General features: G+C 47.1%; 12 protein-coding genes, 1 tRNA gene, 1 pseudogene and 2 CRISPR repeat arrays. Of the genes and pseudogenes, 6 read left to right on the forward strand and 8 right to left on the reverse strand.

The window, feature by feature from the left end:
- Nucleotide 1: 1 nt before the first annotated feature.
- Nucleotides 2–634, reverse strand: coding sequence for an L-threonylcarbamoyladenylate synthase (locus AB9P05_RS00555; RefSeq protein ID WP_371906867.1), 633 nt, complete (start codon nt 632–634; stop codon nt 2–4).
- Between the two features lie 240 nt (nt 635–874).
- Here AB9P05_RS00555 and mltG point away from each other — a divergent pair, with 240 nt between their 5' ends.
- From mltG to AB9P05_RS00575, 4 genes are all read left to right on the forward strand, one after another.
- Complete coding sequence (gene mltG, locus AB9P05_RS00560; protein WP_371906868.1) at nt 875–1912, forward strand: endolytic transglycosylase MltG; 1038 nt, start codon at nt 875–877, stop codon at nt 1910–1912.
- A 53-nt stretch (nt 1913–1965) separates the two neighbouring features.
- Nucleotides 1966–2382 (forward strand): acyl-CoA thioesterase, encoded by a 417-nt coding sequence (locus AB9P05_RS00565; protein ID WP_371906869.1) that lies wholly within the window; start codon nt 1966–1968, stop codon nt 2380–2382.
- A complete protein-coding gene (locus AB9P05_RS00570; protein ID WP_371906870.1) occupies nt 2372–3325 on the forward strand; it encodes a YihY/virulence factor BrkB family protein in 954 nt (317 codons plus the stop codon). The genes AB9P05_RS00565 and AB9P05_RS00570 overlap by 11 nt, the downstream gene beginning before the upstream one ends.
- Before the next feature lie 138 nt (nt 3326–3463).
- Nucleotides 3464–3548, forward strand: a tRNA-Ser gene (locus AB9P05_RS00575).
- A gap of 733 nt (nt 3549–4281) precedes the next feature.
- Here the strand turns inward: AB9P05_RS00575 and AB9P05_RS00580 are convergent.
- From AB9P05_RS00580 to AB9P05_RS00610, 7 genes and pseudogenes are all read right to left on the reverse strand, one after another.
- Nucleotides 4282–5070 (reverse strand): annotated as a pseudogene (locus AB9P05_RS00580) (recombinase family protein); the annotation flags it as partial.
- Nucleotides 5057–5215, reverse strand: coding sequence for a hypothetical protein (locus AB9P05_RS00585; protein WP_371906871.1), 159 nt, complete (start codon nt 5213–5215; stop codon nt 5057–5059). The gene AB9P05_RS00585 and the pseudogene AB9P05_RS00580, both read right to left, overlap by 14 nt.
- A 53-nt stretch (nt 5216–5268) precedes the next feature.
- Nucleotides 5269–5760 (reverse strand): JAB domain-containing protein, encoded by a 492-nt coding sequence (locus tag AB9P05_RS00590; protein WP_371906872.1) that lies wholly within the window; start codon nt 5758–5760, stop codon nt 5269–5271.
- A gap of 457 nt (nt 5761–6217) precedes the next feature.
- Nucleotides 6218–6765: a CRISPR direct-repeat array (repeat unit 37 nt; unit sequence CTTCGTGAGCTACTTCCACTACAATAAGGATTGAAAC).
- A gap of 340 nt (nt 6766–7105) precedes the next feature.
- On the reverse strand, nt 7106–7450 hold the full coding sequence (locus AB9P05_RS00595; RefSeq protein WP_371906873.1) for a hypothetical protein: 345 nt from the start codon (nt 7448–7450) through the stop codon (nt 7106–7108).
- Between the two features lie 5 nt (nt 7451–7455).
- Nucleotides 7456–13032, reverse strand: a complete 5577-nt coding sequence (locus AB9P05_RS00600) for a DNA/RNA non-specific endonuclease (RefSeq protein ID WP_371906874.1) — start codon at nt 13030–13032, stop codon at nt 7456–7458.
- Nucleotides 13033–13669: 637 nt separating this feature from the next.
- Nucleotides 13670–15055: a CRISPR direct-repeat array (repeat unit 37 nt; unit sequence CTTCGTGAGCTACATCCACTACAATAAGGATTGAAAC).
- Between the two features lie 486 nt (nt 15056–15541).
- Entirely contained in the window at nt 15542–15994 is a 453-nt protein-coding gene (locus tag AB9P05_RS00605) for a hypothetical protein (protein ID WP_371906875.1), read from the reverse strand.
- 232 nt (nt 15995–16226) lie between these two features.
- Nucleotides 16227–16703 (reverse strand): JAB domain-containing protein, encoded by a 477-nt coding sequence (locus tag AB9P05_RS00610; RefSeq protein WP_371906876.1) that lies wholly within the window; start codon nt 16701–16703, stop codon nt 16227–16229.
- A gap of 1097 nt (nt 16704–17800) precedes the next feature.
- Between AB9P05_RS00610 and AB9P05_RS00615 the strand changes: the two genes are divergently transcribed.
- Both AB9P05_RS00615 and AB9P05_RS00620 read left to right on the forward strand, forming a co-directional pair.
- Entirely contained in the window at nt 17801–17998 is a 198-nt protein-coding gene (locus tag AB9P05_RS00615) for a hypothetical protein (protein ID WP_371906877.1), read from the forward strand.
- Between the two features lie 5 nt (nt 17999–18003).
- Complete coding sequence (locus AB9P05_RS00620) at nt 18004–19611, forward strand: tetratricopeptide repeat protein (RefSeq protein WP_371906878.1); 1608 nt, start codon at nt 18004–18006, stop codon at nt 19609–19611.
- Nucleotides 19612–19624: the final 13 nt, after the last annotated feature.

The raw sequence follows: 19624 nt of genomic DNA on the forward strand, positions 1-19624 counted from the left end.
ATCAGACAACAAACTCGCTAATATCACCCTTACCTTCTCTGATTATTTCGAATGTATCCCCCGTACAATCCACCACTGTGGAAGGAATATTTTCACCCATGCCGCCATCTATCACTATGTCTACAAGGTTTTTAAACTTCTCGTAAATAAGTGAAGGATCCGTGGTGTATTCAATAACTTCATCATCATCATGAATGCTGGTGGTGACGATAGGGTTCCCCAGCTCTCTGACTATTTCCCTGGGAATATTGTTATCCGGCACACGAATACCCACTGTCTTCTTATTAGCATGCATGATCTTGGGCACCTTGCTGCTGGCTTCTAATATAAATGTGTAGGGACCAGGCAGGGTCTTTTTCATCACTTTGAACACAGGCGTGCTTAGCTGCCGGGCATATTCAGAGATGTGGCTGAGGTCTTCACAGACAAAAGAGAAGCGGGTCTTATCGGTACGGATGCCTTTGATTTGGCCGATGCGCTCTACAGCCCTTAGGTTGAATATATCGCAACCCATACCATAAATAGTATCCGTAGGATAAATGATGACACCACCGTCCCTAAGAACTTCGGCTATTTTCCGGATCTTTTTTAATTCCGGGTTTTCCGGGTAAAGTCTTATCAATTCTGCTGCCATGTGTGCGTTATTTTATTTGGTACCGTTGATAAACGGGGTCATTGACTGTTGGTTATAATATAAATTGATGAGCGGCGCTGCTGGTTATGAAAAATAAAATTTTTCTTTTTTGGCTCTGTCTGTTTTCTTCACGTGAATTTTACGGAGCCTCCGGGTGTTATACTCGCCGGATACCGCTTTTGAGCGGGCATAAAGGCCCCTATAGGCTGCATGGCCTGGCAAAAACGATAATTTACGAAGATGTTCTCAAGAAGTAATATCATCAAGCTGGTTCTTTTTCTGATGGTGATCCTGGTAATCTCATTCATTTTTTATGGATATCAGATACTCACCACCCCTAATATACAGGTGGGAAAAGAATCCACAGCTTTAGTGATCCCTACAGGGTCTGATTTTGAAGATGTGCAGAAGCTTATTTATAAAAAGAAGATCGTACATGATCCCGTTTCTTTTAGTTTTCTGGCGCGCCTCTTGGGCTATGACGAGCAGGTAAAGCCGGGACTATATGTGTTAAAGAAGGACATGACGAACCTGGAGGCCATACGAAAGCTCAGAGCTGGTGAGCAGACTCCGGTCAATGTGACATTTAACCTGGTGCGCCTCAAGGAGGAGCTGGCGGAAAAGATCACGCAAAATATAGAAGCAGATAAGGAAGATGTACTTGCCTTACTGCAGGACTCTGCGGTAGCGGCATCTTATGGGTTTACGCCAGAGACCTTTATGAGCATGTTCCTGCCAAATACTTATGAGTTCTGGTACACAACGGATGCAGAAGGTGTGCTCGAGCGTATGCATGAGGAGTATAAAAAGTTCTGGACGGCAGAGCGTAAGCAACAGGCTGCGGAAATGAACCTGACTCCTGCTGAGGTGGCCACGCTGGCCAGTATCGTACAGGCGGAATCAAACGTGGCTTCTGAAAAGCCCACGATAGCCGGGGTGTATCTGAACAGGCTCGACAGAGGCATCCCTCTGCAAGCAGACCCTACTCTGGTATATGCTGCAGGCGATTTCACCATCAGGCGGGTACTTAACAAGCATAAGGAAATAGACAGCCCCTACAATACCTACAAATACGCCGGGCTTCCTCCCGGCCCCATTCAACTACCCAGCATTAGCTCCATCAACTCGGTACTTAATCATGAGGACCATAATTACTTATACTTCTGTGCTAAAGAGGACCTCTCAGGCGAGCATGCATTTGCCTCTACCTTGTCGGAGCACCTGCGTAATGCGAGCCGTTACCAGCGGGCACTAAATAAGGCGAAGCTTTACCGCTAGCAAGGAAAGATCCCCGAAAGTCAGGGGATAACAATATTTGGTTAAATTAGGGCATGTTTGTTCACGAAACAGAAGTAAGGGTACGCTACGCAGAGACAGACCAGATGGGGTATGTGTATTATGGAAATTACCTTACCTACTATGAAATAGGGCGTGTAGAAGCTTTCCGAAGCCTGGGGCTGAGCTACCGTGAACTGGAGGAACGAGGCATCATGATGCCCGTTTTAGAGGCCCGATCACGCTACCTGAAGCCGGCCCGCTATGACCGGCTTATACGCATACGTACATCTATTAAGGAAATGCCCGGCGTGAGAATACGCTTCCATTATGATCTGTACGATGAGGAGACTCTCATACATGAAGGAGAAACGGAGCTGGTCTTTGTAAATAACAATGCCGGGGGCAGGCCCTGCCGTATTCCTGAAGAAATGGAAACAGCCCTGGCGCCTCATTTTTCAGATGAAAGATAGGTTACTTAACCATATCAGGCAGTCTGCGGCATTTAATAAGCTGATCTCCTTTTTGAAGAAGGTGCGGTGGAGCCGCCGCAACATCAACCTGTATGAGGTGATCGTGGTGCTGCTGAAAAAACTGCAGGAAGATGAACTGATCGAGCGCGCCTACGGGGTGGCCTTCAACCTTACACTGAGCGTATTTCCGGGGCTGATCTTTCTGTTTGCCCTTATCCCCTACCTGGATCCGGTAATACCGAACCTTGAGGCAGAAATATTTGAACTGCTGAGGGATCTCCTGCCGCAGAGTATCTATGAGGCGGCAGACACCACCATTCATGACATTATTTTCGAAGAGCGGGGTGGCCTGCTTACGTTTGGTGGTCTGCTATCCCTATACCTGGCTACAAATGGCATGCTATCGCTTATGAAGGCCTTCAACCGCTGCTACCGTACCCGGGAAACGAGGCCATTTCTGCGTACCAGGCTGGTGGCGACCATCCTGACGGTGATCCTGGCCTTTGTGCTATTCTTTTCCGTAGGGGTGCTTATAGTGGGGCAGATCCTGCTGAATTACGTGGATGACTGGAAGGTGATTCAGGACGTAACGATCTTATTCATTGTGATGCTGCGCTTCCTGGTGGTGTTCACGCTGTTTCTGTTCGCCATCTCATTCATATACTACCTCGCGCCCACCGTGCACGACCGGTGGTCCTTTTTTTCATGGGGCTCTATTCTCAGCACCCTATTATGCGTCGCTATTTCGTTCGGCTTCAGCTACTACATATCTAACTTCGGCGCGTATAACAAACTGTATGGGTCCATCGGTACCCTGATAGCCGTAATGGTGTGGATATTTATGGTTTCGGTGATTCTGCTCTTTGGCTTCGAGGTCAATGCCAGTATCGACAAGGCTACGCAAATGCGGCTTTACTATCAGAAGTCTTCCGCTAAAAGGTAGCCTGCTAATTATTGAGAGAAGGTTGCCTCAAAGGTCTATTCGATCATTTTTAAAAAAATTTTGGCCAGATGTTGGCGCAATTCGACTGAATGCTTATGTTTGCAATCCGTTTGGCAAACAGCCATACGCAAACGACCCAGAGGAGTGGCAGAGTGGTCGAATGCGGCGGTCTTGAAAACCGTTGAGTGTAACAGCTCCGGGGGTTCGAATCCCTCCTCCTCTGCCTTGCGGTACGATGCTTCAATTTGTTGCTTCGTACCGCTTTTTTTTGCCCCAAAATTACGGTTTAAAGAGAATAGAAGGCTAAACAGTTGATTTATTCTGCCGGTTCGAAAACCCTCTTTTGAGTAAATCAGGTTTTCATGGTAGATCGAACCAATTAACTTTCGTTTGTTTTCTAAATCTGCTTCTCTGTATTGCTTTTGCACACTTATAGCTATCTCAAGTGCTTTTTCAAGTTGTGGCTTGAGCGTTCTTTTTTCTTTTATCTTATAACAGGCTAATCTACTCTCCAATTCGGAAATTTTTTGATTGTTCTCTAACTTGATGGCCTTATAGTCCTCTGTATCTATCGCGTCTTCAAGCAGCAGCCTGCGAGCTTTACTCAGTCTTTCGTTTTCTTCTTCAATTTCTTTAATCAATTCCTTCCTGCCATCAGTGCTTGCCTTTATATTTTCTGCATAAGTTTCTATTACCACAGCTTTCAGTACCTCAGCAAATGCAGGATAAACTTTGAAGCTTTCCAGCTCTCTTTCAAAAGCCTTATTGACATTCTCAGCTTTAAATCTCACACCACATTTTGAGTGGCAGTGATAGTAGTAGTAATATTTACTTCTTCCTTTCGAGGCGCTACCTGTCAGTTTCCGTTTACATTTGGGGCAGTCTAAAAAACCTACCAGTGGAAGCCTGTCAGGTGTGAGTTTTTTTGTCTTCCGGCGTTTTATCCTTCCGTCCAAAACATTTTGCACTTCATTAAATAAGGCCTCTGTAATAATCCCTTCATGCTTACCTCTTACTAGCCTGGCCTCCTCGTCTTTATAGGCAGGAACAAAAATTCTACCACTGTACATCGGGTTACGGATCATAAGATAAAAAGAATTCCTACTGACCTTAAATCCTCTTGTTCTTCGGGCCATGTGATAAACCTGCTCTCCGCTATAGAGCCCTTTAGCTATTGTTTCAAATATCCATTTGATAGTAGTTGCCTCCGGCTCCTTTGGGACTATAATTTTATTATTATTTTCATCTACTGTGTTTTTGTATCCTCGTGGAGCACATCTTATATAACGACCTTCTTTCATGGCCCTTCTCATACCCTGCAAAATATTGATAGACCTTCGGTCATTTTCAACCTCAGGTGCAGCAAGATAAAATGCCAGCATCATTTTGTTTTCCGGAATGTTTAAATCCAAGGGCTGTTCCATAGCCTGCGGCTCCACTCCTAATCTTCTGAGTTTATTGATCATCATATAGGCATCCCCCGCATTACGACTAAACCTATCCCACTTAGTAAAAAGTAAAATTGTACTTGTAAGTTGCTTTCGTGTCTTAAGGTAGCTTAGGTATTGTGTCCATTCCGGGCGTTCAAAGCTTTTAGCTGAGTGGTCTTCAAAGATTACCTTTCCGGGCTTAAGGTTATTTATCTCACAGTATTTCAATAGCATTTCTTCCTGATTTCGTTGGCTGTAGCCTTTGTCTGCCTGTTCATCAGTGCTTACGCGTATGTATAGATCAGCTGTTTTCATTTTTTAGTGCAGTTATGACAGCCATTTCGGCTATCTCTTTCATTAATTTAAGAAGATTACGGCAGGTATCCAGATCATGGTATATACCCTGGTCATGTAAAGCTTTCTGTACCTGCCGTGCTGTGATGTGTTTTCTGCCAGCCATACGCATGTGTATTAGCTTATAAGCTGGCAGAACCATTACATTATTATTCAGCCTCAATTATCAAGGGGGGAAGTTGAATTATAACCTTCAAGCAACTCCCTATCGCAGAAGGAATAATAATCCTCAGGGGAAATAATGAGATAATCGAGTAGCCGGATATCCAGTAGATCCGCTCCCCTTTTTAGTTTTTGAGCAAAATCTTTAGCGAGCACACCTGGCGTAATATCTCCTGATGGGTGGTTATGGGCCGCGATAATAGCGGTAGCTCCTGATTTAAGTGTGGCAGCAAATATCTGTTTTAAGTCGATAGGCACTTTGCATACCGAGCCTGAAGCGATGTTTACTATACCCAGCACTTTGCATTTCTGGTTTAGTAAAAGCAGTTTAGATTGCATTACCAATTCTATCTTTCCTACCTCCCAGCATTGTAAAAGAATTTCGTATGCATCTTTGGAGTTTCTTACTTGTGGGAGATCATCAGGGCTAAAATGATTAAGGTAGGTTAGCCTGATTTCAGCGACATTATAAAGGTCATTTACTTCCATAATTAAATACGTTTGAAAAATGAAAAATTAATTATGGTGCGACCTCCCGGTTACGGTGGACTCAGGGCCGAAAGGAATCGGAATAAATGAGGGCATTCGGGCCGGACTGTGTTTATGCCGAAGTCTTTTGGCCAGACAGGAGACCTAACCGGAACTTAGCGCCAAATTGATAGAGAATAGAATCGGGAATAAGCTTTTAATTAGTAAATGACTTAGGGCTTTTTATCATAAGTCCTTATCTTGGTAGGACTGAGAGTATAAAAGCTCTTCAGGGTGGCAATTTATTTGGAGTTGGCTAAAAACTGGTTACAACAACCTGAATATCAACCGCTTTTGCTTACGCAAATTTACCAAAAACAGGTAAAATACAGCTCTTTGACATGATGACATCGAGAAAAAGGCCAATAGTAAAAAGCACGTTTCTCATTAGCTCACAGCCACTTAGCTCAGAAATCGACTTCGTGAGCTACTTCCACTACAATAAGGATTGAAACATCGTAGAAAACGAGTCCGTCCTCATTGGAAAGCTCCTTCGTGAGCTACTTCCACTACAATAAGGATTGAAACCTTAATGCGAAACACAATTGTGTCGATATCTTCAGGCTTCGTGAGCTACTTCCACTACAATAAGGATTGAAACGGAAAGGGATGGACTACTGCTTTGCGGAGGTGAAACTTCGTGAGCTACTTCCACTACAATAAGGATTGAAACCCAGGGCCGGGAAATTCTTATGCTGTATGGCCAGTTCTTCGTGAGCTACTTCCACTACAATAAGGATTGAAACTATTTTTGCCCGGGAAGGCATGCCAATTGTTTTCCCCTTCGTGAGCTACTTCCACTACAATAAGGATTGAAACAATACCCCTTAAATGAATTTTCAACAAGCGTTAAAACCTTCGTGAGCTACTTCCACTACAATAAGGATTGAAACTGGACTTCAAATTTTTCTTTAAACGCCCCGAACTTTCTTCGTGAGCTACTTCCACTACAATAAGGATTGAAACAGGTTTCATTTCTAGGTTTGAAGCTTGTCAAACACCTCGCGGCTTATCTAAAAATTTTCATCTTAACAGATGGTCCTAAATTTTGGGGAGTATTACAGTTGCTGTGGATGCTTTTTTAAGGGATAAGGGTAGTTCTCAATCTTTCGATGAATAAGGATTCATTATCCGCTACTACGGAAAAATAAGCCTAAGCTTTTTAAAAAGCCCCATTGAAGTGAGGATTGAGTAATAATTTTTCTATTATAATTAGATGACTATATCTCTAGGTTATTCTCTTCTATAGTTTTAATGTACCTGTCCTCGTACGAATTATTTTTTAAAAACATAGTGTCGTGGACTCTCATGAAAAACTATTTATTTCATTTTCCCAGTCCTGATCCCATATGTATTCAATGTGAAATTGGTTTTCCAAGTCGACAATAAATTTTGCTTTATTCCAATTCTTATGTTTCATAGGATGCTTTGAAGTTAAATCATATAGATTTTTGACAGCTTTTGAGGTAAAATAGTCAGCTTCTGTATCAACTCTAATTTCTTGGTCGTCCACAGATATATATGAGCTTTTAAAGCCTATGGATTTTTCTTGACGCTCAATATATAAAATTACTTCCTTCCATTCAGAAATGTTGGCGACTGACTTTAAAGCAGCTTTACCTAATATTTGGAAAATTTCTTCTTGACTCATAAATATTAATTTTCAAAAAACTTCCTTTCCCTAACTCCATTAATCCAATAGTCTACTTGAAATGCTTCAGGTCTTTTAACATCTCCTTCAAATATTGGTATTATTTCAATATTAACATCTTTTCCTTCATTAAGTGCTGCTTTCCATGAATTTTCCATAGATTTCCAGTCCCCTCGATTAAGTGCTGATGTCATGGGTAGATAATTAATCTGCTCCCCCGGACCATACAGTATATTCGCTATGAGATGTCCACCATCGTCTTGCCCTACTATTCCATCTTTTAGACTGACTGAAAGTCCTTGTTGATTTGTATTTCTCCCCCTTTCAATAGGTCTTAACAGTCCTTGTACTTCACCTACTCGACTTAGGTTGTCCGTTTTAAAAATATAGCCATCAACTTCATATGAATGGTTTGGTATAGGGATTTTATTAAGCAATTGATTCCAGCTTCCCGAACTTCCTCCTGGAGCAATTACTAGATCTTCTTTTAGCTCTGCTAAAAAGTTTTCATTGCCGTCGTATACTTTGGTTGTGCTATTAGAGTAATTTATCTTCCAAGTACTTGGAAACTCTCGAATACCTTCCAAATATTTGACATTAATTCGTAATGGGCTTTCACCGAAACGTATCCACGTCTCAACCACCCCCGGATCGGTATTCGCAAGATCGAAAAATTTCTCAGCAAATGCCGGGTTACTGGCCAGGTCGTCTTCAAGCTTCAGGTAGACAGCTTCGTCCCATCGGCTTACGGTGCTTAGTGCCTCCTCATGGAGTTGGCTCAGGAAGGGCAACTCACCGGGTAACCTTCTGCCATTGAGCGCTGCCTTGAGGGCGGCGGCCAGCTCTCTTTCTTCAAGACTCTGCAGCTCTGCGAAGGCTTCACGGCTGATCACGCCTTCGTCCGCATACTTCTGGCCCAGCTTGAGCAGAGCTCTCCTGCCCAGTTGTTCCCCGCCTTCTTCGAGTCCGTTTTTGGTGATGAGAACCACCAGGGCGGATACCGAGGCTTTGGCAATGACCACGCCCTCGGGACCAATGACCAGGACACCGACGGAGTAGCCCCCTGCCTGGACTACATCACCTCTGAACAGGGAATAGCCCAGCCCTACTCCATCAGCGATAAAGTCAAGTCCGAAGCACCCCAGCGCTACTGAAGCTCCGTCTATGGAGTTATAGACGGTTTGGTCGTACTGCTTCAGTATATAGTCGGTCTTGTCGGTGAAAGCCCACTCACTCTCCCAGTTAATACTCAGATCTTCCTGAGACGAGTAAATGCTTTTCCTCAGGTCATTAAAAGCATCTGTATAAATGTAGGCCAGGCCAAAAGTATGGGGCAGATCGACGTCCTTGATGTTTTTATGCTCAAAGGGTACATCAAGGTACTGCTCTCGGATTTTCAGGTCGAAAAACTTTGACTGATAGCTGGTGAGGACTTTGTTCTGTGACTGGGTCCTCAGGAAAACGAGCTTCTGTTCGGCATGTCTGATTTTATAAACTTCTGTTAACCTGGCAGTGGCTCTCCGGGCTTCCTGCTTTTGTCCGGCCGATGCATGGGGGTTACGTAAAAACTCATTCAGGTCATCTTCGGCTTTCTTAAGTTCGGCTTTCTGTTCTTCTAATAACTGCGCCAGGTCGTCTACGGAGCTCTGGTAGTAGAGGCGGATGGTTTTGTTGAAGGCCTGCCCGGAGACGTCGTCTTTACGTATCTCAATACATTCCACTGTATTGGAGGCATTGTAGATGGCCTTGTACAGGAGCATCTTCTTGGCGGTGTGGCGGAATACATCGACGACAAAGTCTTCCACCGGGCTGATGATGCCGGCCTGGAAGCTGGCTACCCGCTGGGTGTTTTTGTATTGCCCTTTCTTCAGCTGGCTGTGGTCAATCCGGATATTGTCGCCATAGGCGAGGCCTGGCATGAAGAAGTACTCACCCAGGTCATTGCCGATCCCACTACACCGGACATAGGGGACGGTGATCAGTATGTCATCGGCGGTGAGGGAGGCTTCCTCAAAGACGGTCCGGGCTACCTGGTCCCATGAGGACTGGCTCAAAGACAGGGTGTTTACCTCAACCGGGACGACATAGAACTTACGGCCTTCATTAAATGCTTCGTAGGTGAGGAGCTTATCGGCAAGGATGTGGCCCAGGAAGGCCTCATCTTTTGCATGGGTGGGCTTTTGCGCATTGACACTGGCTAAAAGGGCATGGATGATTTCGCTAGTGTGGTGGATAGCGCCGGTCACGGGTTTCCCTAAATCGCGGGCTTTGTCTACGTAGTGGCTGGTATGATCATCGAAGGCAAAGGTTTGCGCTTCAGAGGGGGTGACTTCGTTGCAGGCGCAGTCCCGGGTAAAGGGAATGGTTTCTACAAGGCTGCCTGTCTGGTCCAGCACTTCTATGGCACGGCCTTCTTTATTGATCCTTACTCTGACGGCTTTATCTGAGCTTTCCGGCAGGGTGAGGTTTTCGGCTTTTATGGTACTCAGGCCTGTGGGGGTGATTTTCAGGCCAAAACCATAGGTGGTGTTCTTTTCTTCGGCTGAGGTGTAGACGTGGGTGTAGTCGTATGCTTCCGGCCTTAGAGAAAACACGGTGCCCCTGGTGGCTTGAGGTTCATCAGCACTATAAGGGAAGAAGCCTGATACCTGCAGGCTGCCCCGGGTATCGAGGATGCGGCCGTCGGGCAGGTAGAAATGGGTATACCGGCTGTTGAGTGTCCGGATGGCTTCTTCGTCTCCCAGGCAGATGCCTCCCGGTCCTTCACCAAAGGCAGAAACCTCCTCATCCCCGGTCAGCAGGCCCCATACGGGCCGGGGGTTGTGGATGAGGTCCCACTGGTGTTTGTGCAGCTGGGTGCCGAAAAAGGTGTAGTCCATCAGGTTGTCGGTGGCCCACTCCTCCAGGGCGGGAGCCTCCACGAAGGTGTGCTGGAGGCGGAAGGCGCCATGGCCGAGCTCGTGGGCGATGGTCTTGTCGAAGTGGTCGGGGTTGCCGATGCGGGAGGTGAAGATAAAGCCGAACTGCCGCTTGTAGGGCATAAAACCGGCCCTGGCGTTGTGCGTTCCGTCTTCGTCTATGGCGCTTTTGGGGATGTGGACCAGGAAGAGGTAGTAGGTGCCGTCTGCTGTCTTATGCGCCTGCTCATAGCGCCTGATGAGCTTCCTCATCTCAGGGGTGTAGTTGGAGAGCATACCGGTACCCCCGTCGTCCAGGGCACCGTCTCCGTCGGTGTCGTAGTCAGCGGTAAAGGCATCATCATAGATGACGGTCCAGTTGACTACGGCGGGGCCGTAGGTGGCTTTCAGGGCCTTGAGGATGTCTTTCCCACGGCCGGCCTTCATGTAGCCTGCGCCGTTGACGGGCACTACCTTCAGGGTGAGGTGCTCGGGGGCGTAGCTAACGGTGTTGAGTTGGCCGCTGAGGCTCTCAGTGCTGTCTTCAGCATTGGTGCGTATGGCCTGCAGGTAGCTTTCTTCCTTGTCGCCCTGGCCGGTGAGTAGCAGGGTATAGTGCTCATCATCGGTCTTTTCGAGGATGGGGACGGGCTGGCCGGTTTCTGTGTAGAGCTTAAGATTAGCTGTATCACCTTGAAGGTTTACTCTGTCGGTCTGGCCGGTGGCTAAGGCTTTCCAGACGATGGGGTATTCGCTGTTTTCTCCGGCTTCGCTTGCCTCTACAGGCAGGCTTTCATAGTGCTCAGCGTAGGCGTCATGCAATTGGGTGTCAAAGCCGTAGTGTTGGTGCTCGTAGGCGGTGAAGTAGACGGGCTGGCTGATGCGGTCGCCAGTGGCGAGTACAGGTGTGTCTGCCTCCGGCTCGATTATGGGGCCTATGCGGCCTTCTTCATCGATGACGATGGTGCGGCCCTGGCTGTCAGTTACGGCCACACTCTGGTCGGCGGGCTGTTGGATCTCAATGGTCTCACCGCTGGCGAGGGTGACAACGTAGGTGCGGGGGCCTTCTGTAATTTCTTCCTCTGTGTCCTCCTGGCCTTCCTGTTTCTTGATGGTGACGGCTTCAAGGTAGCCGGAGACGGTGATGGTGGTATCGGCCAGTTGCTGGCGGTCTTCCCAGAACTCTTCTATGCCTTCCCGCCACTCATCTAGGGGCTTGCTGAGGGCATGGACGAGCCCGTCGGTCATCCGGTAGTCGGTGTTGATGATGATGCGGTCGAACTGTACGGGAAGGGTAAGCCCCATCCAGGGGACGTAGATGGTGCCTCTTCCGCTGAACACCCCGTCGCCACCGCGGACTTCCTGCAGGCGCATGGTGAACTTGCCCACGGCGATCTGGTCACCGACCAGGGCATTGGGCAGGGGTTCCCGGTTGGTGATCTCAGGCAGGGGGCCTTCATCGTCATAGCAGGCTTGCTCAGGCGGGGCCTGGGTGGTAAAGGCGGTGACCTGGCTCCATTGGCTGGCGATGCCGTTGCGCACCACGCCGGCCTTTACTTCGTAGGGGGTGCCGGGGGCGAGCTCCCGGGCGATGTAGACGGTGTCGGTGATATCAACGCTGCGCCAGGGCCAGTCGGGCTGGTGGGTGGGGCGATACTGCAGCCGGTAGGTGGTGGCCTGGCTACGGCGGTTGTCTCTGTGGTAGCCGGCAAAGGAGAATTTGGCGTGGACGTGGCTGAGGGCCTCGGCAGTAAGGTCGCTGAGGGGAGGCAGGTCGGCCACGGGGGTACCGGGCACAAAGGCGCAGACCCGGCTGTAGCCCTGGTTTTTGAAGGTCTCTTCCGATCGAGCGTCAAGTCGAGATAGAGACGGGTCGTCCAGTTGCGCCCTAACCCGCCAGGCGTAGGTGAGGCCTTCCTGCAGGGGCGGTAGCTCGAGGCCGTAGGTGAGGCTGGTCTGGCGGGTGACGGTCTGGTAGAGGGGTGGCAGGGTGCGCATGGCCTCTTCGGGCGGCAGGCCGCCGCGCACTTCTACCAGGGTGAATTCGTAGGCGATGCCGCTAAGGCCGCTGCCCCGGTGCATGGGGGTCCACTGGAAGAGCAAAGGCTGGCCGGGTGGGCAGGTGAGCTGGCTGTTGCAGGCAGGCAGGTTGAGCAGGGGCGGATCGGCAAGAACGAGCCAGGCGGTGGCGGTAGCAGGAGCAGAAAGGGGCACGTCGGGCCTTCTGAAGTCGTAGGCCTGTACGGTGAAGCGGTAGAAGCCTTCGGGGAGCTGGCCGCCGCTTTGGGCAAATTGCCCGCGGTCGTAGCCGCTGAAGTCTAGTGCGTCGGGTGAGAGGCCACCAGCGAGCTCGGGGGCGGAGAGCAGGCGGGGCATGCCGCCCTGCAGGGTGATGACGTTGCCTTGATAGCCCTGGCGGGTGCTGAGCCGTATGCCGGGGCCTTCGATGGTCCAGCGGAGCTGCACGGGGTAACTGGGCTCGGTGAGGTCACGCAGCAGGAGCTGCACCTGCAGGCTGCCGGGCTGGCTGTAGTGGCTCAGGTAGACGCTGTGGGGCGGAAAGATTTGCAGGCTGGCCTGCACGGCGGACTGGGCAGCGGCCTGCCCAAATACCCCCCACAGGCAGAGCACCATACACACCCATACCTTCACCCAAAGCCGTAGAAACGGCCTCCCTTTCATCATAGCTCCCATGGTACTGTCACCGGATAATTTTGCACAATAAAACCAGTACGCAAATAGGCGACACTAGTACACTAATGCACGACAATATGAGCGGATTACTTACCTGGCTGGGGTCAGGGGGTATTAATTGGGGAGGTTGACATATCTGCTGATCAAAAATGAGATAATAGAGTAGCCGGATGCTCAGTATACCAGTTCTTCTTCTCTAATTACTGAGTGAAATCTTTAGTGCCTTCCTGGTTACGGTGAACTCAGAACCCAAAGGGTATAGGAATAATTGAGGGTACTGTGTTTGCAACGAAGTCTCGTGGCCAGACAGGAGACCTAACCGGAACTTAGCGTCAAATTGATAGAGAATAGAACCGGGAATAAGCCTTTAATTAGTAATTGACTTAGGGCTTTTTATTATAAGTCCTTATCTTGGTAGGACTGAGAGTATAAATGCTCTTCCGGGTGGCAATTTATTTGGAGTTGGCCAAAAACAGGGTACAACAACCTGAATATCAACCACTTTTGCTTACGCAAATTTACCAAAAACAGGTAAAATACCGCTCTTTGACATGATGAAATCGAGAAAAAGGCCGATAGTAAAAAGCACGTTTCTCATTAGCTCACAGCCACTTAGCTCCGAAATCGACTTCGTGAGCTACATCCACTACAATAAGGATTGAAACCGAAAGCAGAACCATTGATGTTTTCCGCCAGGAAGTACTTCGTGAGCTACATCCACTACAATAAGGATTGAAACTGGTTATAAGTTATTTGAGATTCACCCCCCTGTTGTCTTCGTGAGCTACATCCACTACAATAAGGATTGAAACCAATTGGTCCAGAATCATAGCACCGTTACAATTTTCTTCGTGAGCTACATCCACTACAATAAGGATTGAAACATAATAACCCCATGAAGGTTATTAATTTGCGTCAGAACTTCGTGAGCTACATCCACTACAATAAGGATTGAAACTGCGGAATTGGGTTCTCTATAGCAGTTCTATTACATCTTCGTGAGCTACATCCACTACAATAAGGATTGAAACCGGTCTTAATGATTTCACTCAAATCAGGGTGAGCAGACTTCGTGAGCTACATCCACTACAATAAGGATTGAAACTTCTATGGGTATGCTATCATAACCTGAAAGACGGACACTTCGTGAGCTACATCCACTACAATAAGGATTGAAACTAAGCGTAGAATCCAATACCACCGGCTACGCCTATTCTTCGTGAGCTACATCCACTACAATAAGGATTGAAACATCTATCGTCCTTAACATCATGGTTGGTTTCATCATGCTTCGTGAGCTACATCCACTACAATAAGGATTGAAACGTGCTGGGTGATACGCTGTATGATTCGCTGGACGCACTTCGTGAGCTACATCCACTACAATAAGGATTGAAACTATTACTAATTGTGACCAGGTCAAATAAATCAAAAAACTTCGTGAGCTACATCCACTACAATAAGGATTGAAACTCATGATGTAGGCTTCGCCTGTTACCGTATTCAGCCCTTCGTGAGCTACATCCACTACAATAAGGATTGAAACAGGAAAAGGACATTCAATTTGTTGCTTCTCAAGTTCTTCGTGAGCTACATCCACTACAATAAGGATTGAAACTACGAGGGATATATAGAATTCCCAAAAGGTGGGGCTCTTCGTGAGCTACATCCACTACAATAAGGATTGAAACCCCCCTCCTTCGCAGACAACGCGGCAAGGCTACACACTTCGTGAGCTACATCCACTACAATAAGGATTGAAACGGAATGAGGAATCTGAACAGAAGGACGACAATGAGTACTTCGTGAGCTAGTTGAGCGCAACCCCGGTTCCACTACAATAAGGATTGAAACACACCTACCAGAGACCCAAAAATTCAAAAGAAAAGCCTTCGTGAGCTAGTCGGACGCGACCCCGGTCCACCACAATAAGGATTGAAACTCCCCGGGTTCTACGTAGGTCATGACCATCGTATTCTTCGTGAGCACCATCCATTACAATAAGGATTGAAACTCAATTGCTAGGAAAATTTTGAACAATTCAAGCCGCTTCGTGAGCAGTTGAGCGCATACTCGGTCTGAATGGACCCCGGATCCATCAGAACAAGGATTGAAACGAAGCTCTGTCCTACACAATACGTTGTTAGGCAGAAAGCTTCGTGGACAGTTGAGTGCATACTCGGTCTGAATGGACCCCGGATCCATTACAATAAGGATTGAAACTCAGTGATCTGAGTATCCAGAGGATGTAATTCTTTCTTCGTGAGCAGTTTAGCGCAAGCCCGGTTCCACCACAATAAGGATTGAAACGTTTCGTGTGTGTATTTCGCGTCTTCTTTACTGTCCTTCGTGAGCTAGTTAGGCGCAACCTAGTTGAGCTTAAAGCTAATTGGGCGCGAGCCAATTAAGTATAAAGCCAATTGGTAAGGAGCTTGCCTTACCACTACAAAAAGGCCATGCCTCTCTCCTACCGGAAAGGCATGGCCTTTTCTTTTTATCGTCAGACGGTATACAGGTTTTCATCATTATCCAGAAGGGAGTAATAGCCTACCGTACGATAGTAGAGGCCATCTTCGAGCCGTACGCCTATGTGCTTAGAGGCTACGTGCATTTTCCTGAAGAAATCTCTATCCTCCACACCAGGCATGGCTGTGATACGGTAAAATCCTATAATCATGCGGGTAGCTCCGGATAGCAGGGCCGTGGTATATATATCTTTAATAGAGTAAGGCTTTGTGCTATACGAGAGCCTTGCTATGAGTTTCATGGCAGGGTTCATAAGCAGGCAGTTGAGCCTGTCCGTATTGAAATTCCAGTTGTCCATTTTCAAAAAATGCTCATACGAATCTGCCGAAGTCCTAAGCGCTGGTCTTTCCTGCGGCCGGAAGTTTGGCCGGTAGCTAAGTTTTACCTCTGATACTGAGTTTCTATGTATGCCTTGAGTAGTTTCCATAATGTTATGATTATTGGTGAATAATTAATTATGAAGCCCTACCAGGCTGTGGGCAATTAAGGCCGGAAGGAAACGGAATAAATGAGGGGAGGGCGCGCCGGGCAGTGTTTATGCCGTAGTCTTTTGGCCGCTACAGCCGCCCATACAGCCTAACTTAGCGCAGAAATTAAGAATGAATTAGCCCAAAAGACCCTGTCAACAGGCTGTAAACAGGGTCCTTATGATGAGAGTTTTACTTTTTAATGAGATGCCCGTTATCCCTGAAGCTAAAGTAGGCGTCATTAGTCAGTATGATATGATCATATATACGCAGGCCCAGGTAAGCTGCTCCCATTTCCAGTGAGGTAGTGGTGATTATATCCTGCCGGCTGGGCGTTAATGATCCGGAAGGGTGATTATGAGCTAATACGATATACCTGGCCTTACACTGAATGGCGCCTGCAAATATCTGGATAGCATCGGCGGGGGTAGAACCGGAGTCCCCCTGCCCTATCAAAAGTGAGCCTATTACCCTTTTGCGCGTGTTGAGCATCAGGATTCTGAACTGTTCTACCAGGTTTATCAGTCCATCATCCCACGTGGCCCGGAGCACCTGATAAGCCGCATAGGGTGACTTTATGAGGGGCCGGTCTTTGGCCTTCACTTTTTGGGTATAAGTAACCTGAATTTCAGTAACATGATTGACCTGGGGCAGGGTGGTTTTATACATAATAGGTACGATTTTAGGGTTGAGAAGTTAATTATGAGTACCTCTACCGGTGAGGGGCAATCAAGGCCAAAAGGAAACGGAATAAATGAAGGCCATGCGGGCCGGGCGGTGTTTATGCCGTAGTCTTATGGCCGCTACAGCCGCCCGGCACCGGAACTTAACGAGTGATTAACGACACACCCACCTGCTAAGGGTGGACTGGGAGGTATGTATAAAAATGAATACCCTGCGTTAGGGACAGAGCCACTGTGGAGCCCGTACCGGGTGGCGGGAAGCCGGCGACTGGCGAAGGCCCGGCCCGTAGGGAAACGCCCCCAATAGTACATTACCGAAGGATAGGAATAGCTTGATTTGCCTTAAATCCATTATATTTACCTGGAAATATACTTTCGCCGATGACAGAAGAGGTGCTCCCTGCGGAGGCCTCTTTTTTTTGCTCGTACTACTATGCGGAAAAGTAAGGTAGGGCTTTGTTCCATTACTAAAAATGTATATTTTGCTTCTTATTCCAGGTGGGGTAAAACACCAGGGGAGCGGTAGCGGGCCGGCCCCACCCTCACAGACAGGAATAAATGTGTACCAGCTACTGCTAGCTGCTAATTTGGCAGAGGGCTCTGCCCCCCCTGTCCCGATCATCGTCTTACAAATGAAAACCGCCCGGGCACCGGGTCACAGGCATTGTATTGCCTTGTAAAAAAGGTAAAAAGAAGATAATTTGTAGATGATGAAAGACTCCAATAATACATTAAATCACCTGAGTGAATATCGGTTAGATACCCCTGCTACCTCCAGTTTGATGGGTGGCTCCGGGGAAAGCAGTGGTAACACCGGCGGCCAGCCACCGGAATCGCCGGAACCCCCGCCGATTTGGTACGATCCAAAGGGTACAAAAGGCAGTCAGATCAAATTGTCAAATGCCTGACGGGTAGTATTTTGGCTCCTTTCCCACATTTGTAAAAATTTCCTTGAGCCATACCACGCCCTAGGATTGAGACTTTCAATAGAAAGATAAAGCGCATTATTTGTCATATCTTACTGTTTAAACATCAAAATGGCCCTTATCGGCCCTTTTGAACATCTTTAAATCAACTATAGATATGATGAAAACAAGAAAAGAAACCTTTGACAGTTTCAGGCAATTTAGTCTGAAAGAGGAGTATTTGAACATGCTATATGGTGGGTCAGGTGGCTCATCAGGTGGAACAGGTGGTGGTTCATCGGAAACTGAAGACCCACCACCAATTTGGATTGACGATAATACCAGTGCTAGCATGAGCACTCCTATTACAGGATAAAACACATGAAAAAACTAATACCAGTTATTTTATTCAGTCTGATTACATTAGGCTGTACGAAAGACAATTTGGAGGAAGAGCTACCCAGCTCTTCCCCTCAAAATGAATACATAATAGTAGACCAACTATTAGCTAAGGCAAAAAAGGAGTTCGACAAAGATCCTGATAAAGCTCTGGAGCTTACTTATGCTGCTCTTGAGCAAGCAGAAGGCACTTTTTATCTTAAGGGAGAGCAAAAAAGCCACAACGTATTGCATTGGCTTTACCTGAATAAATTTGAAAATTACGATAAAGCAGGCAACCATCATGAAGAATATCAGCGAGTAACTCAAGAACTAAAAGAAACTAAAGACTTAGCCCTACTCAATTATAAAAAAGGATATACCCTATTCAAAAGTCAAAATCTTGCTGAGGCAGTCCCCTACCTTTTTGAAGCAAGGGATTTATACCTTGCACAGGGAGATTTACAGAAGGAAGCGTATTCACTATATGCCATTTCAAAAATATTTGAAAGAGTGGGCAAGTATGAAGATGGGCTATACTATCTCAATAAATCTTCTTTTGATGTATTAGACGATCGTTTTTTATGGACTGTCTATCAACTGCAGGGAAAGCTTTATCTGGAAGCCGGTGAGCTTAGTGAATCTTTAGGTAGCTATAAAAAGTCTTTTGAAATCGTCTCCTCCCTCGACCTTCCTTCAAAGGAACTAAAAGTTTTGAATGACCTGGCTCGGGTAAGTATAATGCTTGATAAAACAGACCTTGCTGACGGCTTTATTGAACAAGGGATTTCACTAGCAAAAAGTCTTGATGACCAATCTTCACTTTGCCTTTTCTATTTAAAAAAAGGATACAGGTATCAAAAAACCGGAAACTTTAGTGATGCAATAACATGGAATCAGAAGGCTAAATCTGTTTCAATAGATTTAGATAATGAGGAATACCAGGCAATGGCCTACCTTGCTCTATCCCATTGCTTTTATGAAGTTGGACAAATCGAAAAAGCACTCCAAAGTGCCTATATGGGACTTGATATCAGTCCGGAAAACAGCTCAGAAACGAGAAAAAACCTGTTAAACAATTACAGCTTATATAGTAAAGAGACGGGGGATTTCACCACATATTTTGAATATCAAAATATGTTGAAGGATATTGAGATAGAAGAACTTAAGCACAGCGAATACGCTGACGTACACAAAGCCGAGCTTGCGTATAAAGACAAGCTCGATGCCCGCGACCATGAGGCCTATATCCAGTCCATCCAAAAAGAGATAGCCACAGATGAGCGGCAAGGCAGGTTTTACCTGATGGGCCTGGGCGGGGTTATCCTCATTATCATCATAGCGATAGCCATATACAGGCCTTACAAATTCTTCATGAGCAGTGCCGCGCGCGTGGTTCATATCATGGAAGACCTGCAGGTATCCTTCAGAAAGCGCCTGGCTGGTCAGGGGCCTGTTTTCCCCCATAACCCACCCAGCATAAAGCGTCCGGTGCCGCCGGATGAGCGCGACCTGCATAACCTCTGGAAGTTTGGTCGCCGTGCCGACCGCGGCAAAAAGGGAAATGATGATGAGGGCACGGGTGACGACCCCACCACAGATAAAGACTAACGAACAAAGATAA

This window comes from Roseivirga sp. BDSF3-8, from assembly GCF_041449215.1.
GTDB lineage: Bacteria > Bacteroidota > Bacteroidia > Cytophagales > Cyclobacteriaceae > JBGNFV01.

Bases quoted from the DNA above. Each gene is read 5' to 3' on its own strand.
- AB9P05_RS00615 (WP_371906877.1), top strand. From the start codon at position 17,801: ATGATGAAAACAAGAAAAGAAACCTTTGACAGTTTCAGGCAATTTAGT.
- mltG (WP_371906868.1), top strand. From the start codon at position 875: ATGTTCTCAAGAAGTAATATCATCAAGCTGGTTCTTTTTCTGATGGTG.
- AB9P05_RS00620 (WP_371906878.1), top strand. From the start codon at position 18,004: ATGAAAAAACTAATACCAGTTATTTTATTCAGTCTGATTACATTAGGC.
- AB9P05_RS00600 (WP_371906874.1), bottom strand. From the start codon at position 13,032: ATGATGAAAGGGAGGCCGTTTCTACGGCTTTGGGTGAAGGTATGGGTG.
- AB9P05_RS00585 (WP_371906871.1), bottom strand. From the start codon at position 5,215: ATGGCTGGCAGAAAACACATCACAGCACGGCAGGTACAGAAAGCTTTA.
- AB9P05_RS00610 (WP_371906876.1), bottom strand. From the start codon at position 16,703: ATGTATAAAACCACCCTGCCCCAGGTCAATCATGTTACTGAAATTCAG.
- AB9P05_RS00565 (WP_371906869.1), top strand. From the start codon at position 1,966: ATGTTTGTTCACGAAACAGAAGTAAGGGTACGCTACGCAGAGACAGAC.
- AB9P05_RS00570 (WP_371906870.1), top strand. From the start codon at position 2,372: ATGAAAGATAGGTTACTTAACCATATCAGGCAGTCTGCGGCATTTAAT.
- AB9P05_RS00605 (WP_371906875.1), bottom strand. From the start codon at position 15,994: ATGGAAACTACTCAAGGCATACATAGAAACTCAGTATCAGAGGTAAAA.
- AB9P05_RS00590 (WP_371906872.1), bottom strand. From the start codon at position 5,760: ATGGAAGTAAATGACCTTTATAATGTCGCTGAAATCAGGCTAACCTAC.
- AB9P05_RS00595 (WP_371906873.1), bottom strand. From the start codon at position 7,450: ATGAGTCAAGAAGAAATTTTCCAAATATTAGGTAAAGCTGCTTTAAAG.
- AB9P05_RS00555 (WP_371906867.1), bottom strand. From the start codon at position 634: ATGGCAGCAGAATTGATAAGACTTTACCCGGAAAACCCGGAATTAAAA.